The 17,754-nt window shown below is 68.4% G+C and carries 17 protein-coding genes; 10 read left to right on the top strand and 7 right to left on the bottom strand.

The features are described from left to right. Positions 1 to 26: 26 nt before the first annotated feature. The 4 genes from Q8S38_RS23155 (at position 27) to Q8S38_RS23170 (ending at position 4,295) form a co-directional block, all read left to right on the top strand. Entirely contained in the window at positions 27 to 1,160 is a 1,134-nt protein-coding gene (locus tag Q8S38_RS23155; RefSeq protein WP_305682691.1) for an SIS domain-containing protein, read from the top strand. Beyond that, positions 1,157 to 2,197 (top strand): carbohydrate kinase family protein, encoded by a 1,041-nt coding sequence (locus Q8S38_RS23160; protein WP_305682692.1) that lies wholly within the window; start codon positions 1,157 to 1,159, stop codon positions 2,195 to 2,197. Before Q8S38_RS23155 ends, Q8S38_RS23160 begins: the two co-directional genes overlap by 4 nt. A gap of 31 nt (positions 2,198 to 2,228) precedes the next feature. Then, positions 2,229 to 3,032, top strand: a complete 804-nt coding sequence (locus Q8S38_RS23165; RefSeq protein ID WP_305682693.1) for a BtpA/SgcQ family protein — start codon at positions 2,229 to 2,231, stop codon at positions 3,030 to 3,032. Between the two features lie 285 nt (positions 3,033 to 3,317). Beyond that, positions 3,318 to 4,295 (top strand): Bug family tripartite tricarboxylate transporter substrate binding protein, encoded by a 978-nt coding sequence (locus Q8S38_RS23170; RefSeq protein WP_305682694.1) that lies wholly within the window; start codon positions 3,318 to 3,320, stop codon positions 4,293 to 4,295. Between the two features lie 26 nt (positions 4,296 to 4,321). On the opposite strand, the gene Q8S38_RS23175 is transcribed toward Q8S38_RS23170, so the two are convergent. Both Q8S38_RS23175 and arfB read right to left on the bottom strand, forming a co-directional pair. Next, positions 4,322 to 4,903, bottom strand: a complete 582-nt coding sequence (locus Q8S38_RS23175) for a regulatory protein RecX (RefSeq protein ID WP_305682695.1) — start codon at positions 4,901 to 4,903, stop codon at positions 4,322 to 4,324. Continuing rightward, positions 4,903 to 5,322, bottom strand: coding sequence for an alternative ribosome rescue aminoacyl-tRNA hydrolase ArfB (arfB, locus tag Q8S38_RS23180; RefSeq protein ID WP_305682696.1), 420 nt, complete (start codon positions 5,320 to 5,322; stop codon positions 4,903 to 4,905). The genes Q8S38_RS23175 and arfB overlap by 1 nt, the downstream gene beginning before the upstream one ends. A gap of 38 nt (positions 5,323 to 5,360) precedes the next feature. Here arfB and mazG point away from each other — a divergent pair, with 38 nt between their 5' ends. From mazG to rimO, 5 genes are all read left to right on the top strand, one after another. Beyond that, positions 5,361 to 6,197 carry a nucleoside triphosphate pyrophosphohydrolase gene (gene mazG / locus Q8S38_RS23185; RefSeq protein ID WP_305682697.1) on the top strand — a complete coding sequence of 279 codons (837 nt, stop codon included), beginning with the start codon at positions 5,361 to 5,363 and terminating at the stop codon, positions 6,195 to 6,197. A 90-nt stretch (positions 6,198 to 6,287) separates the two neighbouring features. Further along, positions 6,288 to 7,751: a siroheme synthase CysG gene (gene cysG / locus Q8S38_RS23190; RefSeq protein ID WP_305682698.1), complete on the top strand. Its 1,464-nt coding sequence runs from the start codon at positions 6,288 to 6,290 to the stop codon at positions 7,749 to 7,751. An 83-nt stretch (positions 7,752 to 7,834) separates the two neighbouring features. Further along, entirely contained in the window at positions 7,835 to 8,269 is a 435-nt protein-coding gene (locus Q8S38_RS23195) for an OsmC family protein (protein ID WP_305682699.1), read from the top strand. After that, complete coding sequence (locus Q8S38_RS23200) at positions 8,266 to 9,132, top strand: sulfurtransferase (RefSeq protein ID WP_305682700.1); 867 nt, start codon at positions 8,266 to 8,268, stop codon at positions 9,130 to 9,132. The genes Q8S38_RS23195 and Q8S38_RS23200 overlap by 4 nt, the downstream gene beginning before the upstream one ends. 109 nt (positions 9,133 to 9,241) lie before the next feature. Then, complete coding sequence (gene rimO, locus Q8S38_RS23205; RefSeq protein WP_305682701.1) at positions 9,242 to 10,561, top strand: 30S ribosomal protein S12 methylthiotransferase RimO; 1,320 nt, start codon at positions 9,242 to 9,244, stop codon at positions 10,559 to 10,561. A 3-nt stretch (positions 10,562 to 10,564) separates the two neighbouring features. Here rimO and Q8S38_RS23210 read toward each other — a convergent pair whose 3' ends face one another. The 4 genes from Q8S38_RS23210 to Q8S38_RS23225 form a co-directional block, all read right to left on the bottom strand. After that, on the bottom strand, positions 10,565 to 10,903 hold the full coding sequence (locus Q8S38_RS23210; RefSeq protein WP_305682702.1) for a hypothetical protein: 339 nt from the start codon (positions 10,901 to 10,903) through the stop codon (positions 10,565 to 10,567). A gap of 67 nt (positions 10,904 to 10,970) precedes the next feature. Then, on the bottom strand, positions 10,971 to 12,041 hold the full coding sequence (locus Q8S38_RS23215) for a hypothetical protein (protein ID WP_305682703.1): 1,071 nt from the start codon (positions 12,039 to 12,041) through the stop codon (positions 10,971 to 10,973). Positions 12,042 to 12,291: 250 nt separating this feature from the next. Beyond that, positions 12,292 to 14,118 (bottom strand): pentapeptide repeat-containing protein, encoded by a 1,827-nt coding sequence (locus tag Q8S38_RS23220; RefSeq protein WP_305682704.1) that lies wholly within the window; start codon positions 14,116 to 14,118, stop codon positions 12,292 to 12,294. Positions 14,119 to 14,127: 9 nt separating this feature from the next. Further along, positions 14,128 to 15,102: a quinone oxidoreductase family protein gene (locus Q8S38_RS23225; RefSeq protein ID WP_305682705.1), complete on the bottom strand. Its 975-nt coding sequence runs from the start codon at positions 15,100 to 15,102 to the stop codon at positions 14,128 to 14,130. A 166-nt stretch (positions 15,103 to 15,268) separates the two neighbouring features. Between Q8S38_RS23225 and Q8S38_RS23230 the strand changes: the two genes are divergently transcribed. Continuing rightward, entirely contained in the window at positions 15,269 to 16,426 is a 1,158-nt protein-coding gene (locus Q8S38_RS23230) for a UbiH/UbiF family hydroxylase (protein WP_305682706.1), read from the top strand. A 9-nt stretch (positions 16,427 to 16,435) separates the two neighbouring features. On the opposite strand, the gene Q8S38_RS23235 is transcribed toward Q8S38_RS23230, so the two are convergent. After that, entirely contained in the window at positions 16,436 to 17,566 is a 1,131-nt protein-coding gene (locus tag Q8S38_RS23235; RefSeq protein ID WP_305682707.1) for a CaiB/BaiF CoA transferase family protein, read from the bottom strand. Positions 17,567 to 17,754 lie beyond the last annotated feature (188 nt).

Genomic DNA, 17,754 nt, shown 5'->3' on the forward strand with positions numbered 1-17,754 from the left:
GCGATGATCGACAGGACGGGACCAGCATGGCCGACCACATGCAGCAGTTCAAAGCCCTCAAGCGCGAATCCTCCTCGGATGCGCCCGGAGATCCGGAGCGCTTCCGGCGCGTGGAGCTGACGCATACCGAGATGATGGCCCAGGGCGAGGCGATGAGCCGCACGCTCGCGACCACCGCGGAGGCCGTCCAGCGCATTGCCGGCGAGATCGCGGCGCGGCCGCTGCGGCGCATCGTGATCACCGGTTGCGGCGATTCCTGGATCGCCGGCATCGGCGTCAGGCTGGCCTATGAGCGGCTGCTCGGCGTGCCCTGCGAGCCCTACGAGGCCTTCGACCTCGAGCAGTACGGGCTCGACCTCGTCGATGACGGCACGCTGATGATCGGGCTGAGTTCGAGCGGCAACACGGCGCCGGTGAGCGCGAGCCTGAAGGCCACGATCGCGCGCGGCGGCTATGCCGTAGCGCTGACCAACACCGCGACCTCCGCGATGATGCAGGACTTTCCGTCCGCCTTGCTGATCCAGGCGACGCGCGGCGGCTGGCCGACGCAGTCCAGCACCGCAGCCATGGCTCTGCTGATCGCGCTGGCGCTGGCGATCGCCAAGGCGAAGGGCCTGGGCGAGGGCAGGGCGCCGGGATTGGCGGCCGACCTGGCCGCGCTGCCCGCCGTGATGGATTCGGTTTCGACCGCCTTCTACGACAAGGCGAAGGCGCTGGGCCGGGAACTCGCCCGCAGCGACATGATGCTGCTCGCCGGCGCCGGTCCGCATCTGGCGCCCGCAGCCTTCGGCGCAGCCAAGCTGAAGGAGTTGGCGCCGATCCACGCCATCGCCTTCCCACTGGAGGAGTATCACCACTACCGCACGCAGAAGGCCGGCGACCCGCTCTTCCTGATCGCGCCCGACCAGGCGAGCCGGCAGCGCGCGCTCGAAACCGCCATCGTCGGCAAGGGCGTCGAGGGGCATACCATCGCGCTGGTGCCGGAGGGCGAGACCGATTTCGGGCCCTATTGCGCCCATGTCTGGCATCTGCCGCCGGTGCGGATCGAGCTGGCGCCGCTGGTCTACAGCGTGCCGCTGCATCTGTTCGGCTATCACGTGACCAAGGCGCGCGACGCGCTCGGCCTCGGCGCCCCGCGGCTCGGCGGCCTCGCTGCGTGACGCCGGAGCTCGTCACCGCGGGCGGGCTGACGGTCGATCATGTGATCTCGGCCGATGGGACGGTCGCGCTGGCGCGGGTCGGGGGCAACGGTGCCTATTCCAGCGTCGGCGCGCTGTGCTGGCGCGAGCCTATCGGCCTCGTCAGCGTCGCCGTGGCGAGCTACCCGCGCGAGACGCTGGTGCGGTTGCGCGACAACGGCGTGGCGCTCGACGGCGTCGTCATGGTCGATGTCGCGCTCGAGAGCGGCAACTGGTTCATCTACGACGATGAGGGCCACCGCAGCGAGCGGCTGACCAGCCGCCCCGAGGAACTGGCGCAGGCCGGCTTCCCGACCGACCGGCTGACGCCCCAGCAGGTCGATGACTGGCAGGCGCATCTGCGGCTGCGCGGCGACGGCGGCGAGCTCTCCTATTCGCAGTTCCGTGACACGCATCCGATGGTCGCCGCGCAGGTGCCGGAGCACTACCTGCGCGCGCGCGGGGCCCATTGCGCGCCGAGCCGCCCGGTCGTGCTGGCCGAATTGCTGCCGCTGTTCAACGGCCGCGGCATGGTGGTGACGCTCGATGCCGGCTGGCAGCTGGCGAAACTCTCCCTCGACGAACTTTCGCCCTTCCTCGCCCAGGTCGATGCCTTCCTGCCGAGCGAGGTCGAACTGGCCGCGATCCTGCCCGGCATGCCGACCGAACAGGCGCTGGCGCTGGTCGCGGCGCGTTGCCGCGGGACGGCGGCGGTCAAGCTCGGACCCCGCGGCTGTCTGGTCTTCGACAAGGGGCAGGGCGTGGCCGTATCCGTGCCCGTCGTCGAAACCCGCGCCATCGACCCGACCGGCGCGGGCGATTCCTTCTGCGGCGGCTTCCTCGCCGGCCTCGTCGAGACCGGCGATCCCGTTCTGGCGGCGGCCTACGGGGCGGTTTCGGCCTCGCTGATCGTCAGCCGTCACGGCGCTGACGGTGCGCTGCCGATCGACCGCGCGACCTGCCGTGCCCGCCTCGCCACCCTCGCAGCCGGGCTCGGCCGCGTTCCCCAGTTCGCCTGATCGCCTCCCTAAACCCGCAGGAAGCCTCGCCGTGTCCACGCTTCGCGTCTTCGCCGCCCGTCCTCTCGTCATCGCCGCGCTGCACCTGCCGGATTTCGGCCGGATGCGCGACAAGAGCATGGCCTGGCTCGAGGATTACGTGGCGACCAATGCCCGCGTCTTTGCAGAGGCCGGCGTGCCCTACATCAAGCTGCAGGACCAGACCCGCGAGGCCGGGCCGATGGCGGCGAGTTCGCTGGCGATGACGGCGTCGCTCGCCCGTTTCCTGCGGGCCGAGGTCCCCGGGATTGGGCTCGGCATCATCGTCGAGGCGCATGACCCGGTCGCCGCGCTGTCGATCGCCCATGCGTCGGGGGCCGATTTCGTGCGGCTCAAGGTTTTTGTCGGGGCCGCCATGACGGCCCAGGGCCCGCGCACCGGGATGGGCGCGCAGGCGCTGGCGTTCCGCAACGCGCTCGGCCGGGACGATATCGCGATCCTCGCCGACGTACATGACCGGACCGCCGTGCCGATGTCGGCGGAGACACCGGAATTCGCCGCCGAATGGGCACAGAAGACCGGCGCCGACGGGTTGATCCTGACCGGGGCCGACTGGGCGGATTCGCTGGCGCGCATCCGCCGCGCCCGCGAGACGGCAATCAAGCGGCCGATCCTGCTCGGCGGCAGCGTCACGCTCGGCAATGTCGGCGACGCGTTGGCGGCTGCCGACGGCGTCATCGTCAGCACGGCCTTGATGCGCAAGGATGCGCAACCGACTGACATGCTGCGCTGGGACGTCGACCTGTCGCGGCGCTTCATGGATGCCGCGCGTGCGACGCCAAAGAGTGCCGGTTGAGATCATCGGGGATCGATAATGGTTCCATAATATACCTTATGCGAATCGGAGTCGGCTCCGTTTCGTAGCAGTTCGGCAGCAAGCCACGCTGCGGTCGCGACGGCAAACCAGCCTCCTCCACCGGCGTGCCGCCCCGCGCGACTCCAGGGCCCTTTCGAAAGACAGGCTTGTCAGAACCGGCAGCGGATGCGCTAATCGACCCGTCATGACCGTCATCGCGTTCCGGCGCGTGACCAGCGGCCATCAAGAGCCGTCTTCGACATTCCCAGGGAGGTATCCGATTCCATGACCACGTCACGTTCTCTCGTCGCGTTCGTCGCAGCCGCAGGTCTCGGCCTGGCCGCCGCCGGCGCGGCCCAGGCACAGGCCTGGCCGCAACGGCCGATCACCTTCATCGTGCCCTTCCCAGCCGGCGGCGGCACCGACGCCTTCGCCCGTCCGCTCGCAGCCCAGCTCGACCAGCAGCTCGGCCAGCGCATCATCATCGAGAACCGCGGCGGTGCCGGCGGGACGGTCGGCGCCTCGGCGGCCTCGAAGCTCGCTCCCGACGGCTACGGCTTCTTCGTCGGCGCGGCCCACCACGCCATTGCCCCGGCGCTCTATCCGAAGCTCGACTACAACATCCAAACCGACTTCATCCCGATCGCGGTGATCGCCCAGCCGCCGCAGGTCATCGTCGTTCACCCCAAGGTGCAGGCCAAGACGGTGGCCGAGCTGATCGCCTTCGCCAAGGCGAACCCGGACAAGCTCAATTACGCCTCGGCCGGCAACGGCACGACGCACCACCTCGCCGGCGAGCTGTTCAAGCTGCAGACCAAGACGAACCTGACCCATGTGCCCTATCGCGGCGCCGGCCCGGCGCTGCAGGACATCGTCGCCGGCCAGGTCGATGTGCTGTTCGACGGCCTCGGCTCTTCGGCGCCGCAGATCCAGAGCGGACGCCTGCGCGGGCTGGCGGTCGCCGCGGCGACCCGGTCCGATGCGATCCCCGACGTGCCCACAGCCAAGGAAGCCGGCCTCGAGGGTTACGAGGTCGCCACCTGGTATGCGCTCTGGGCACCCAAGGGCACCCCGCCCGAAATCGTGACCCGGATGCGCGCCGAGATCGCCAAGGCGCTCGCCTCGCCCGCGATCTCGGAGGCGTGGAAGAAGAACGGTTCGCCGATTCCCACGCTGGCCGGCGATGATTTCGGCAAGTTCCTGACCGCCGAAATCGCGCGCTGGGGCAAGGTCGTGGCGGAGGCCCAGGTCAAGCTCGAATGAGCGCGAGCGCCGCCTGGCCCCTGCCCTCAGTGGTCTGACTCATCCTCATCGCCCGCGCCGTCGATCACGGCGCGGGCGATCGCCATTGGGAAGCCGGCCCGCGCCATCGCCGCGAGGTCCTTTTGCCGGGAGGCCGCCCGGTCGCCGCGCGTCCAGGGGCCCAGCCGCTTGCGTCGCGCGGTCTTGCGGGCAGCCCCCAGCTCATCCTCCTCGCTGACCACGCTGGCCGTCGCGGCGAGATCGCGCGCGACGCCCTTGGCAGAGAGGTTTGCTGCGACGGCCCGCGCGGACCGGCCCTTGCGCTGCAGCGTCGCCGCCCGCGCTTCCGCGAAGCGCTGGTCGTCGACCAGTCCCGACGCGACGCAGCGCGACACGACATCGTCCAGCACCGCCTCGAAGGCCGACGCCTCGAGGCCATGGTGCCGGCAGCTGACCGAGATCTTGCGCGCCAGAACCCGACGCAGCTGCGCGGCAGGCGCGGCATAGCGTTCGAGATAATACATCGCCGCCCGCTGCAGATAATCGGGCGTGATCTTGCGCGGCGCCCGACGCTCAGGCCTGCCATTTGCCAGTTTGTCAGCGGCGGGGCGCCCTTCTCCGGCGTCCATCAATCGTCGCCCGGCCGGGCGCGGCCGGCCTTGATCGACGAGCGCTTGTCCTTGGAGACGAGGCGCCGCTCCTTCGAGGCCTTGGTCGGCTTGGTCGGGCGGCGCGTCTGCGGGCGCACCGCCGCCTCGCGGATCATTGCCAGCAGGCGCTCCAGCGCCTCCTCGCGGTTGCGCTTCTGGCTGCGCTGCGCCTGGGCGACGATGACGATGACGCCGTCCTGCGTCAGCCGGCTGCCGGCGAGCTTCATCAGCCGGATCGCGACGTCATTGGGCAGGCCGGCCGAGCGCCGTGCGTCGAAGCGCAGCTGCACGGCGCTCGAGACCTTGTTGACGTTCTGCCCGCCGGGACCCGAGGCGCGCACGAAGGTTTCCTCGATCTCGCTTTCGTCGATGGCGATGGACGGGGTGACTTGAATCATGGGAGGAAGCCTAGCCCATTTCCCGGAGAGTTTCAGCCTTGCAGCCGTCCCGCGACATCGCCGCGCTGATCGAGATCATGGCGGCGCTGCGCACGCCGGAGACGGGCTGTCCGTGGGATCTGGAGCAGGATTTCGGCTCGATCGCGCCCTACACGGTCGAGGAGGCCTATGAGGTCGCCGACGCGATCGCCCGCGGCGACCGGCTCGATCTCAAGGACGAACTCGGCGACCTTCTGCTTCAGGTCGTGTTCCACGCCCGCATGGCGGAAGAGGAAGGTGCCTTCGCCTTCCCCGACGTGGTCGAGGCGATCACCGCCAAGCTGATCCGCCGCCATCCGCATGTCTTCGGCGAGGCGCGCGATCTGTCGCCGGCGCAGGTCAAGGCGCTCTGGCACCAGATCAAGGCGCAGGAAAAGGCCGACAAGGTCGCCGCCCGGCAGTTGGCCGGCCTGCCCGACAAGCCCGAGGACAAGGGCGTGCTCGCCGGCGTCACGCAGGGTCTGCCCGCCCTCACCCGCGCCTGGAAGCTTCAGGCGCGGGCCTCGACCGTCGGCTTCGACTGGAACGATGCCAGGCTCGTGCTCGACAAGGTCCGCGAGGAAACCGCCGAGATCGACGAGGCGCTGGCATCCGGCGACAAGGCCGCGATCGTGGAGGAGATCGGCGACCTGCTCTTCGTCGTCGCCAATCTCGCCCGCCATGTCGATGCCGACCCCGAAGGCTGCCTGCAGGCGGCCAACGCCAAATTCGAGCGTCGTTTCAAGGGCATCGAGCAGGCTCTTGCAGCGCAGGGCCGGGGCGCGGCCGATGCCGACCTCGCCGAACTCGAAGCCCTCTGGCAGGCGGTCAAGCTCGACGAGAAGGCGGGCGCCTGAGCATGGGCCGGCTGGCGCGACCCTTGCTCGGGTGCGACAGCCCGAATGCTGGCGTGACAGGGCCCCGATGATGCGGCAGATACGGACGCGATGAAGCCCAGACGCCCCGAGATCAGCAGCGGTCGCCGCATCGAGCCGCTCGCGACCCTGCCGCTGTTCCACAGGCTGGCGGGACGCAAGGTGGTGCTCGCCGGCGCCGGCGAAGGCGCGCTCTGGAAAGCCGAGCTACTGGCCGCCACCGGCGCCGTGGTCCACATCTTCGCCGGCGAGGCCGCGGAGTCGTTTGCGGCGCTCGCCGCCGATCCGCCGGGCGGGCGCGCCGTGGTCCATGCCAGGACCTGGCAGGCGGCCGATCTGCAGGATGCGGTGCTCGCGATCGGCGATATAGAACACGAGGCCGAGATCGCCGCCTTCGTCGCCGCGGCGCGTCAGGCCGGCGTGCCGGTCAACGTCGTCGACAAGCCGGATTTCTGCGATTTTTCCTTCGGCACCCTGGTCAACCGCTCGCCTTTGATCGTGGCGATTTCGACGGATGGCGCCGCGCCCGTCTTCGGCCAGGCGATCCGCGCGCGGATCGAGACGCTGCTGCCGGCCACGCTCAAGGCCTGGGCGCAGGCGGCAAAGGACTGGCGCCCCGCCGTGCAGGCGCGCGCCCTGCCCTTCGCGCTGCGCCGCGCCTTCTGGGAACTCTTCACCGACAAGGCGATGACCGCAGCCGAGCGGGCGCCCGACGAGAGCGACCGGACCGCGCTGTTTGCCGCGCTGGCGCGGATCGAGGGCCAGCCGGAGAGCGGCAGCGGCCGGGTCAGCCTCGTCGGCGCCGGCCCCGGCGATCCCGATCTGCTGACGCTGAAGGCGATCCGCGCGCTGCAGAGCGCCGACATCATCCTCTATGACGATCTCGTCTCGCCCGACGTGCTCGAACTGGCGCGCCGCGAGGCCAAGCGCATGATGGTCGGCAAGACCGGCTATGGCCCCTCGGTCAAGCAGAGCGACATCAACGCGCTGATCGTCTCGCTCGCCGGCCAGGGCAAGCATGTCGTGCGGCTGAAAGGCGGCGACCCCGGCATCTTCGGCCGCGCCGGCGAGGAGATCGAGGCCTGCCAGGCCGCGGGCCTGCCGGTGACCATCGTGCCGGGCATCTCGGCGGCGCAGGGCGCAGCGGCGGCGCTCGGCGTCTCGCTCACGCATCGCGACCATGCCCGCCGCCTGCAATTCGTCACCGGCCATGCCCGCAGCGGCGATCTGCCGGAGGACCTCGACTGGCGGGCGATGGCCGATCCCCATGCCACGACGGTGATCTACATGGCGCGCGCGACGCTCGCGGGTTTCCGCGACCGCGCCATCGCCGCAGGGCTCGATCCCGACACGCCTGCGATCGCGGTGCAATCGGCGACGCGCCCCGACGAGGCGCGGGTCACGGCGACCATCGCGACCTTGCCCGAGCGGCTGCACGAACTGCCCAGGGGCGGGCCTGTCCTCGTCATGGTCGGCCATGCCCTCGCCGCCGCGCAGGTCGACGCCGCCGCCCTCGCGGATCGCCGCCGGGCCTGAATGGCCGCGGCCTGCCCATGGGCTCGCCTCATTTCCGTCCGGGCGACTATGCCAGACCTTCACCCCGCAGCCGGAGACGAGTCATGAAAGCACGCGCGAAATGGATCGAAGGCATGGCCTTCATGGGCGAGGCCGGCAGCGGCCATGCCGTGATCATGGACGGCGCGCCTGAATATGGCGGGCGCAATCTCGGCATCCGGCCGATGGAGATGCTGCTGATCGGTCTCGCTGGCTGCACCGGCTTCGATGTCGTGCAGATCCTCAAAAAGGGCCGCGAGCCGGTCACCGGCTGCGAGGTCGAGGTCGAGGCGCAGCGCGCGACCGAAGACCCGAAGGTCTTCACCCAGATTCACCTCGCCTATCGCATCAGCGGGCCGGGGCTTTCGCCAGCCAAGGTCGAGCGTGCGGTCGGCCTGTCGAAGGAAAAATACTGCTCGGCCTCGATCATGCTCGGCGCCACCGCCGCCTTCACCTATGCCATCGAGATCGTCGATGAACTGAAACAGGCCGCCGAATGAACCCAACCGCCCTTTCCGGACTGATCGCCCCCGAGGCCGTTCTGGCCCGGCTTTCCGATCCCACCCTCGTCATCCTCGACATCCGCTCGTCCATCGACGGCGGCGGCAAGGCCGCCTACGAGGCCGGCCATATCCCCGGTGCGGTCCACACCGATTATGTCGCCGATGGCTGGCGCGCCAAGATCGGCAACGCGCCGGGCCTGCTGCCGCCGCTCGATCATCTCGCGGCGCTGGTCGGCCGGCTCGGGATCAAGCCGCATGACGACGCCGTCATCGTCCCCGCCGGCGTCAGCGCGACCGATTTCGCCGCCGCCGCCCGCGTCTACTGGACCCTCAAGACGATCGGCCACGGCCAGCAGGCGATCCTCGACGGCGGCTTCGCGGCCTGGGCCGCCGATGGCGCGCGTCCGGTCGAGGCCGGCCCTTCGCCCGATCGTGCCGCGCCCCCCTACCCGGTCGTGATGCAGCCGCAACTGCGCAGCACGGCCGACGCGACGCTGGTCGCCTCGCGCAGCCAGCTCGCCACCCTCGTCGACGCCCGCTCCACCAGCTATTTCGAGGGCCGCGAGAAGGCGCCGGAGGCGATGCGCGCCGGCCATATCCCCGGTGCGGTCTCGCGCGACTACACGCAGGCCTTCGATGCCGCGACCGGGCGTCTGAAGCCGCAGGGCGAACTGGCGGCGCTGTTCGCCGGCCTCCCCAAGGGTCCGGCCATCTCCTACTGCAACACCGGCCACACCGCTGCACTCAACTGGTTCGTGATGGCGGAACTGCTCGGCCGCGAGGAGGTCGCGCTCTATGACGGCTCGATGACCGACTGGACGCAGGATCCGGAACGCCCGGTGGCGACCGGCGCAGGATGAGCCGCAACGACCGGCCCGGATTTGCCAAACAGCCTGAAACCGTTCAAAGGAAGCGCGCGCGAGCCTCGGGCCGTGCCGCCTCCTCTCAGAGCTGTCGAGTTTGCCGCCGATGAACGCCGTCGCGCCGAAGATTTCTTTCGTTTCGCTGGGTTGCCCCAAGGCGCTGGTGGATTCCGAGCGGATCATCACCTCGCTGCGCTCGGAAGGCTATGAGCTGACCAAGAGCCATGCGGGCTCCGACCTCGTCATCGTCAACACCTGCGGCTTCCTCGACTCGGCCAAGGCCGAATCGCTCGAGGCGATCGGCACCGCCATGGCGGAGAACGGCAAGGTCATCGTCACCGGCTGCATGGGCGCCGAGCCCGAGCAGATCCGCGACCGCTTCCCCAACCTGCTCGCGATCACCGGCCCACAGGCCTATGAGAGCGTCGTCTCGGCCGTCCACCAGGCCCTGCCGCCGCGTCACGACCCCTTCGTCGATCTCGTGCCTGACCAGGGCATCAAGCTCACGCCGCGCCACTACGCCTATCTGAAGATTTCCGAGGGCTGCAACAACCGCTGCAGCTTCTGCATCATCCCGAAGCTGCGCGGCGATCTCGTCTCGCGGCCGATCGGCGAGGTGCTGCGCGAGGCCGAAAAGCTGGTGAAGGCCGGCGTCAAGGAACTGCTTGTCATCTCGCAGGACACCAGCGCTTATGGCCTCGACATCAAGTACCAGCCTTCGATGTGGCAGGACCGCGAGGTGCGCACCCGCTTCTTCGAACTTTCCCGCGAGCTCGGCCAGATGGGGGTCTGGGTGCGGATGCACTATGTCTACCCCTACCCGCATGTCGACGAGGTCATCCCGCTGATGCAGGAGGGGCTGATCCTGCCCTATCTCGACATCCCCTTCCAGCACGCGTCTCCCAATGTTCTCAAGGCGATGAAGCGCCCGGCTCACCAGGACCGCACGCTCGATCGTCTGCGCAAATGGCGCGACATCTGCCCCGACCTCGCCATCCGCTCGACCTTCATCGTCGGCTTCCCCGGCGAGACGGAAGAAGACTTCCAGTTCCTGCTCGACTGGTTGAAGGAGGCGAAGCTCGAGCGCGTCGGCGCCTTCAAATACGAGCCGGTGAAGGGCGCGCCCGCCAACGACCTTGGGCTTCCCCTCGTCCCCGAGGAGGAGAAGGAGGCGCGCTGGCACCGCTTCATGAAGGCGCAAGCCGAGATCTCGACGCGCATCGTCAGGAATCGCGTTGGCAAGCGCATCCAGGTGATCATCGACGAGGCCGGCCCGACTGTGGCCAAGGGCCGCTCGAAATGGGATGCTCCCGAGATCGACGGCAGCGTCTATGTCTCCAGCCGCCGGCCGCTGCGCCCGGGCGACATCGTCTCGGTCAAGATCGAGCGCGCCGACGCCTACGACCTGCACGGCGTCGCGGTCTGAGGCTCAGGACGGCCGGCAGATCCGGCGAATGACGCGGCCGTTGCGGTCCAGAGCTGCCGGCGCCGCCCTACAGCCGTCCACCGACGTCGCTCCGGCATCGGCGGCGCCACCCGTCTTCGGCGGCGTGTCGCAGCTCTCGCTCGGGCAGTCCGTTCGCGCCCGCCGCGGCTCGGAGGGACGCGTCAGGCGCGCCTTGTCCTCGGCGGCGATCGCCAGCGTCAGGCCGGGCGCCCCGGCCGGCAGCGTGACGCGACCCTGGCGGCCGTTCTGCTGCGCGAGCGCAACCGTCGCGATGGTGAGCGAGGCGAGGAAGAAACCGCAGAGGCGAAGGGCGCGGGACATGGGCGTCACCCGAATGAGCATCAGCGTTCTGCTGACCCTCCTTCGTCGCGGCGGCGCGCCCGCAGGTTCACATCGCCGGTGACAGGGCAGTGCGGCGCGGCCGAAGCCGCCGCCCCAGCCACCAGCCGAAACGCTGCGCCAGCATGGCGAGCGCGATCGCATAGCCGATCAGAGCCAGCATCCAGCCGACCGCGCTGAGGCTGAGCGCGCCCAGCACCAGCGCCCCGCGCCCCAGAACCTTCAGGATCGCCCGCGTCGTCGTGCCCTTGGCCGCGCCGAGCTTCGCCGCCTTGCCGATGTCGCCCGAATCCTCCGCGACCGCGAGCACCTGCCGCAGCCCCCGCGAACCGGTGCGCGCATAGACCGCGCCGGCATCCTGGCCGAGCGCGGCGAAGCGCGCCATCGCCGCCGGCTTGACGATGCCGCCGGCCGCGACCCGCACGGCCACGAGGTCGAGGCGGGACGCCGCCGCCAGGCTCGCATTCAGGGACGGGCGATCGATCGCGCCGACTGCGGCCCGCGTCAGGTTTGCGGTCAGAGCGGGCGACAGAATCTTCGCCTTGCTCGCCGCCTTGACCGCGCTCAGGCCGTTGCGGGCCGGCAGCGCGCCGCCGAGGCTGACCCAGGTCGCGGCGCTGATCGCGAGCCCCGCCGCGGCGATGGCGAGCACGGTGCCGTCAGCCCCCTCCCCGCCGAGCCATTTGCGGCCCTCGACGGCAAGATCGCGCAGATCGCCATAGCCCGTGACGTCGCCGACGAGCGCGCCCGCGAAGGCCGCGCCGCTCTCGCGATCACCGGCGATGAAACCCTGGCCGAAATCGCTGACGGCCTGGATCATGGCGCCGTCCTTCAGCGCCTGCAGACGCTGCCGCCGCTCTGCCGAGACCGCCAGACCGCGCTCGGCCGCCAGCGCGAGAAAGCTATCGGCGAGTTCCGTGTCGCGCGCGGCCAGCGCTGCGTCGATCTCGGCGTCGATCCGGGTAGCCGACAGCGCCACCGCCAAGCGCAGATCGCTGAGCGTTGCCGGATCCTCCGCCGCCGCGACCTCGCGCCAGTGCTGCACGCCCTGCGGCAGCACGAGCGACCCGGCCGCCGCCAGCGACAGCCCGAGCCCGAAGCCGAGCACCACCCGTTTCATCCCGTCTGCGACCCCTGCCCGATCCATCCCGCCCGGCGCCTGCCGAGCTGATCGATCCTCGTAGCAAGCGATTTGGGCGAGATTGCCGCCGATGGGCGCGTCCGAGAGCCTCATGAGTAATCTCGGGAACAAGCCGTCATCCCGGGCTTGCCCCCGGGATCCATCGGAGGGCTGCGGAGCCTTACGATGAATCCCGGAGCGGCGCTGCTGCGCAGCTTGTCCAGGATGACGGTGGTGGTTCCGTGAGACCTCAACGCAACCTGAAGCGGTTGCGCAGGGCGAGACCAATGAGGAAGGCGAAGGCGAGCGCGAGTAGGGTTTGCAGGCCGGCGAACATCTTCAGCCAACCAGGAAGTCCAGCCAACATGTCCGCATCGAAGAAATCTTTCCGGACGTTCAGCGGTGCCAGCATGTTGGCGAAGCTGAGCAGGGCGGCCTGCTTGACAGCGTTCCAGGCGCTTTCGCTCACGACGCTCGTGGGGCAATACCAGCACTTGCGCGGCCAGCCGACCGTGTTGACCATAACCAGAATGCCCAACAAAAATGTCGCAACGAGCCCGAGCATAGGCCGCAAGATCGAGCGGCCATAGCCACTGAGACAATCATAGGCGAGGTTCAGTAGCCCGGCGGCCGAGCGCTTGCCCTCGACGATGCGGCGGCTGCGCATCTCACGCTCGAAAAACTGTAGTTCGTCGTCATGCTTCTTGAGCCGCTCCATCTCCTGCTTGAGCCGCTCATAGGAATAGACATGCTGTTGAGCCTGCTCAGTGTCATCCGGAGTCGGCGGCCATAGAGCGCCATGCCACTGCGTGCCCTCATGTAGCGACGCGCCATGAAACCGGGGCGGGTCCCGGGTAAACCGCACACCAGCAAAGTTTGTAGCAGATTGCAGTTTGGCATCCTCAAATCCAACACGCGCGGCAAATGCTGCGTTTTGGAAACCTGCGGTCCCGGAGAGGGAGACTTTGTCAAACGATGCGGAGCCGAAAAACGTTACGCCGTCGAAGATTGCGTCGCTGGAGTACACTGCACGCAAAAAACTCGAACGCTTTGAGAAGGATGCCTTGGCAAATGTCGTTCCCCAAACAAACGTTGCGTTATCGAAGACGGCTTCGCCAAAGAAGCGGGCCTGTTGGAAGCTCGCTGCACCGAACTTAGCTTTGCTGAACGTAGCGTCGGCAAGACTAGCGCCCTCAAAATCAGCGCGACCAGAAAAAATAGAATCTGAAAAATTCGCATGATCAGAAAAACTAGAACCGCCGAATTCAGCAAGTCCAGAAAATTTAGAATTCATAAAGTAAACTTCATTAGAAAATCTGACATTAACAAAATTGACTGACCTATCAAAAACAGATCCAGCAAATGAAGCTGACTTAAATAGTATTGAATTAGAAAAAGTCATCCCGCCCAGAAATTTTGAGCCGTGAAACTTTGCCTCATCATAGAACTTAGACGCACTAAATGAAGTATGACCAGAAACCACTATCCCATTAAATCGAGCATTCTGCAAGAAATAAGCTTGGTTAAGTCTAACGGAGCCACTGAAAATTGCATTCTCGAACGCTGCCTCGCCAAAAAAAACGGCATCATCAAATAAAGAATCACTAACGAATTTCGCCTCTTGAAACCAAGCATCCGCAGAAAACATGAAGCCACTAAAGACAGCGAGACGCTCGAAAATTACCCGCTCAAGAGAAATTGTATCACATGAATCAGGTATTTCGATCGGAGTGCTAAAAGGGTTTCTTCGTTTCCACTCACTTCGCCACAGATCCTCCAGCCCTGCCATATCGTGAATGGAAAATGGCGTCAGCTCTTCATCGACGGTAATTTCTTGATGGAGCCCGGCACGTTGCGCTCGCGCCGCCTCCAACTGATCTCTTCTGAGCGTGCTTGCCGCCCATCTGTTCCATGTCAGCCTGTTCTTGGCGTGGACTTGCTCATCAAACGCCCAGGGCGTAGCCCTGTCCGGCTGCTCGCCATGCAGTGTCGCCAGCACATACCAAGGGTTCTGGTTCGCCGGGGTCAGCGCCTGCGCCGGCTCCGGCGCAGCGTCGGGTGCAGGCGCATCGATCACGGCCAGACCTCAGGGTATCAGCACCGTCGAGCCCGTCGTGCCGCGACTCTCCAGCGCGCGATGGGCGTTTGCGGCATCAGCCAGCGCGAAGCGGGCGTTGACGGGCACCACGACCTTGCCCGAAGCTACCGCGCCGAACAGGTTCTTCGCCATCTCGACCATGGTCTCGCGCTTGGCGATATGGGTGAACAGCGTCGGCCGCGTCACATAGAGCGACCCCTTGGGGCCGAGCAGGCCGAGATTGAACGGCTCGACCGCGCCCGACGCATTGCCGAAGCTCGCCAGCACGCCGAAGGGCTGAAGGCAGTCGAGCGAGGGCAGGAACGTGTCCTTGCCGACGCCGTCATAGACCACGGCGCAGAGCTTGCCGCCGGTGATCTCCTTCACGCGGGCGACGAAATCCTCCTCGCGGTAGAGGATGACATGGTCGGCGCCATGCGCCTTGGCGAGCTCGCCCTTCTCCTTGGAGCCGACGGTGCCGATCACGGTCGCGCCCAGCGCCTTGCCCCATTGGCACAGAATCAGGCCCGTGCCGCCGGCCGCGGCATGAACGAGGATCGTGTCGCCCGCCTTCACCTTGTAGGTCCGGTGCAGCAGATACTCCGCCGTCATGCCCTTCAGCATCATGCTGGCGGCGGCCTCGAAGGAGACCGCCTCCGGCAGCGCGACCGTCGAATTCACCGCGACGATGCGCTCCTCGGCATAGGAGCCGAGCGTCGCGACATAGGCGACGCGGTCGCCCGGCTTGAACTCGGTGACGTTGGGCCCGACCTCCAGAACCTCGCCCGCCGCCTCGTTGCCCGGCACGAAGGGCAGATGCGGGGCGGGATACAGCCCCGTGCGGAAATAGGTGTCGATGAAGTTCAGGCCGATCGCCCGGTTGCGCACCAGCAGCTCGCCCGGACCCGGCGCCGGCAGCGTGATGTCCTCGAGCTGCAGCACCTCGGGCCCGCCGGTCTTGTGGATGCGGATCGCCTTGACCATGTCGTCATCTCCCTGAATGTTGGGACAGGACCATAAGGCCTTGGCGCGGCTGCGCAACGGGGCCGCGGTGCGGCCGGCGCATCACGTCCCTGCGATCCTGCGACGCCCCGCCCCGTGGCCAATTCCGCCCGGCTGGCGTAACCAGAGTGGCATGACGATACCGCGCATGGACCAGGTCGACATCGCCATCGTCGGGGCCGGCGCCGTCGGGCTCGCGGCCGCGCTCGCGCTGGCCGAAGGCGGCCGCCGCATCGCCCTGCTCGGCCCTGTTCCGACCCATCGCGACGGCCGCACCGTCGCGCTGCTCGACGGCTCCTGGCGGCTGCTCGGCGAACTCGGCCTGCACGACGCGTTGGCCGACAAGGCCGCGCCGCTGGCCGTGATGCGGCTCGTCGACGACACCGGCAGCCTGTTCCGTCAGCCCCCTGTCGAGTTCCGCGCCTCGGAGGTCGGGCTGCCCGCCTTCGGCTGGAATGTCGAGAATGCCGAGCTGGTCGCGACGCTGGCGGCCAGGATCCGGGAGACCCCTGCAATTCGGCACGAGCCGGGGCTGGTCGCCGGCATCGCGCCCGACGAGGACGGCGTCGTGGTGTCCGGAGACGGGTTTTCGCTGCGGGCGAGCCTCGTCGTCGGCGCCGACGGGCGCCGCTCGCGGGTGCGCGAGGCGGCCGGCATCACCGCCCGCGACTGGGATTATCCGCAGAGCGCACTGACCGCGATCTTCGCCCATGCCCGCGACCATCGCGACGTCTCGACCGAATTCCACACCCGCAAGGGCCCCTTCACCCTCGTCCCCCTGCCCGGCCGCCGCTCCTCGCTGGTCTGGCTGCTCGATCCGGCCGAGGCCGACGAGGTCGCGGCGCTGGACGACGCCGCCTTCGCCCGCCGCGTCGAGCGGCAGGCACATTCCCTGCTGGGCGCGATGCGGCTCGCTGGGCCGCGCGGCCGCGTGCCGATGGGCGGGCTCTCGGTCGAGCGTTTCGGCGCCGGCCGCATGGTCCTCGTCGGCGAGGCCGCCCATGTCTTCCCGCCGATCGGCGCGCAGGGCCTCAATCTCGGCCTGCGCGACGTGATGGCGCTGCGCGATGCGGTGGACGAGACCTCCGATCCCGGCGCCCCAGCAGCGGTTTCAGCCTATGACCGGGCGCGGCAGGCCGATGTGCGCCTGCGCACCGGCGCGGTCGACACGCTGAACCGGACCCTGCTGACCGATCTGATGCCGGCCGATCTGCTGCGCGGCGCCGGACTTCTCGCGCTGTCCCGCATCGGCCCGTTGCGGCGCCTGGTGATACGGCAGGGCCTCGCAGGCGGGATGGCGCGGTAGCGCCCCGCCTTACCCCAGCAGCCGCTCCGTATCCGCGCCGCTCGCCGCGACCTCGCGCAAGGCCACAGCCTGCTCGCGGAACACCGGCGCCAGCGGCAGCGGCGTCGAGACCAGCCGGCGCCCGCCGGGCTCCTGCGCCTGCGTGTCGAACAGCCCGCGCGCCGTCAGATGCGGATCGGCCACCGCCTCCTCGAGCGTCCGCACCACCGTGCAGCAGCAATCGCGCGGCTCCAGCGTCTCGCGCCAATGCCCGGCGGGCCGGCCGGCGATGATCGCCGCGATGCCGGCACGCGTGGCCTCTGGATCGGTGCAGTCGTCGCGCAGGGCGGGCGAAAGCCCGATCGCCTCGCAGAACATCTCCCAGAACTTTGGCTCCAGTGCGCCCACGGCCAGGAACCAGCCGTCCTGCGTCGCATAGAGGCCGTAGCGCGGGCTTCCCCCCGTCAGCAGCCCCTCACCGCCTTCGGGATAACGCACCGTCACCTGGCCCTGCGCCAGCCCGTACCAGGCGAAGGCCGGCATGGCGTCCGTCATGGCGATGTCGAGATGACAGCCCTGTCCGCTGCGCTCGCGCTGGCGCAGCGCCAGCAGGATGTTCAGCACGGCCGGCATCGTGCCGCCGGCGATGTCGGCGACCAAAGGCGGCGGCAGCGGCGGCGGTGCGCCCGCCCGCAGGGACTGGCCGAGCAGCCCGCCGACCGCCTGGTAGTTGATGTCGTGCCCGGCCTCCTGCGCCCGGGGACCGAACTGGCCGTAGCCGCTGATCGAGCAGTAGATCAGCCGCGGGTTGATCGCCGACAGCGCCTCATGACCGAAGCCGAGCCGCTCCATCACGCCGGGCCGGAACTGCTCGATCAGGATGTCGGCGGCCTCGATCAGCGGCGTCAGCCGCGCCAGCGCGCCGCGCGCCTTCAGATCGATCTCGACGCTCGCCTTGCCGCGGTTGAGCACGGCATAGGGCGCCGAGGTTTCGCCGAAGCGCGGTGGGAAGCGGCGCATCTCCTCCCCGCCCGGCCGCTCGATGCGGATGATGCGGGCCCCCGCCTCGGCCAGGAACAGGCTCGCCATCGGCCCCGGCAGCAGGGTGGAGAAATCGAGGACCGTGAGGTCGTCCAGCGGCAGCATCGGCGTCCTGCGCATCGCGATGCTCGGTGGAAACGTCTCGCGGGGCCTCGAGCCCTCATCCTGAGGAGCCATTCCGAACGGAATGGCGTCTCGAAGGATGGTCCCGGACGCTCCCGAACCATCTGGAGCATCCTTCGAGACGCAAGCCTTCCGGCTTGCTCCTCAGGATGAGGGCTGTCGATCGGCGAGCCGTCTCCCCGGGC

The sequence above is a fragment of the Allobosea sp. genome (assembly GCF_030695125.1).
Classification (GTDB): Bacteria; Pseudomonadota; Alphaproteobacteria; order Rhizobiales; family Beijerinckiaceae; genus Allobosea.

Coding starts and splice junctions, on each gene's coding strand:
- Q8S38_RS23195 (WP_305682699.1), top strand. CDS start 7,835: ATGAAAGCACGCGCGAAATGGATCGAAGGCATGGCCTTCATGGGCGAG.
- cysG (WP_305682698.1), top strand. CDS start 6,288: ATGAAGCCCAGACGCCCCGAGATCAGCAGCGGTCGCCGCATCGAGCCG.
- Q8S38_RS23175 (WP_305682695.1), bottom strand. CDS start 4,903: ATGGACGCCGGAGAAGGGCGCCCCGCCGCTGACAAACTGGCAAATGGC.
- Q8S38_RS23170 (WP_305682694.1), top strand. CDS start 3,318: ATGACCACGTCACGTTCTCTCGTCGCGTTCGTCGCAGCCGCAGGTCTC.
- arfB (WP_305682696.1), bottom strand. CDS start 5,322: ATGATTCAAGTCACCCCGTCCATCGCCATCGACGAAAGCGAGATCGAG.
- Q8S38_RS23155 (WP_305682691.1), top strand. CDS start 27: ATGGCCGACCACATGCAGCAGTTCAAAGCCCTCAAGCGCGAATCCTCC.
- Q8S38_RS23200 (WP_305682700.1), top strand. CDS start 8,266: ATGAACCCAACCGCCCTTTCCGGACTGATCGCCCCCGAGGCCGTTCTG.
- Q8S38_RS23235 (WP_305682707.1), bottom strand. CDS start 17,566: ATGCGCAGGACGCCGATGCTGCCGCTGGACGACCTCACGGTCCTCGAT.
- Q8S38_RS23215 (WP_305682703.1), bottom strand. CDS start 12,041: ATGAAACGGGTGGTGCTCGGCTTCGGGCTCGGGCTGTCGCTGGCGGCG.
- Q8S38_RS23225 (WP_305682705.1), bottom strand. CDS start 15,102: ATGGTCAAGGCGATCCGCATCCACAAGACCGGCGGGCCCGAGGTGCTG.
- Q8S38_RS23230 (WP_305682706.1), top strand. CDS start 15,269: ATGGACCAGGTCGACATCGCCATCGTCGGGGCCGGCGCCGTCGGGCTC.
- rimO (WP_305682701.1), top strand. CDS start 9,242: ATGAACGCCGTCGCGCCGAAGATTTCTTTCGTTTCGCTGGGTTGCCCC.
- Q8S38_RS23210 (WP_305682702.1), bottom strand. CDS start 10,903: ATGTCCCGCGCCCTTCGCCTCTGCGGTTTCTTCCTCGCCTCGCTCACC.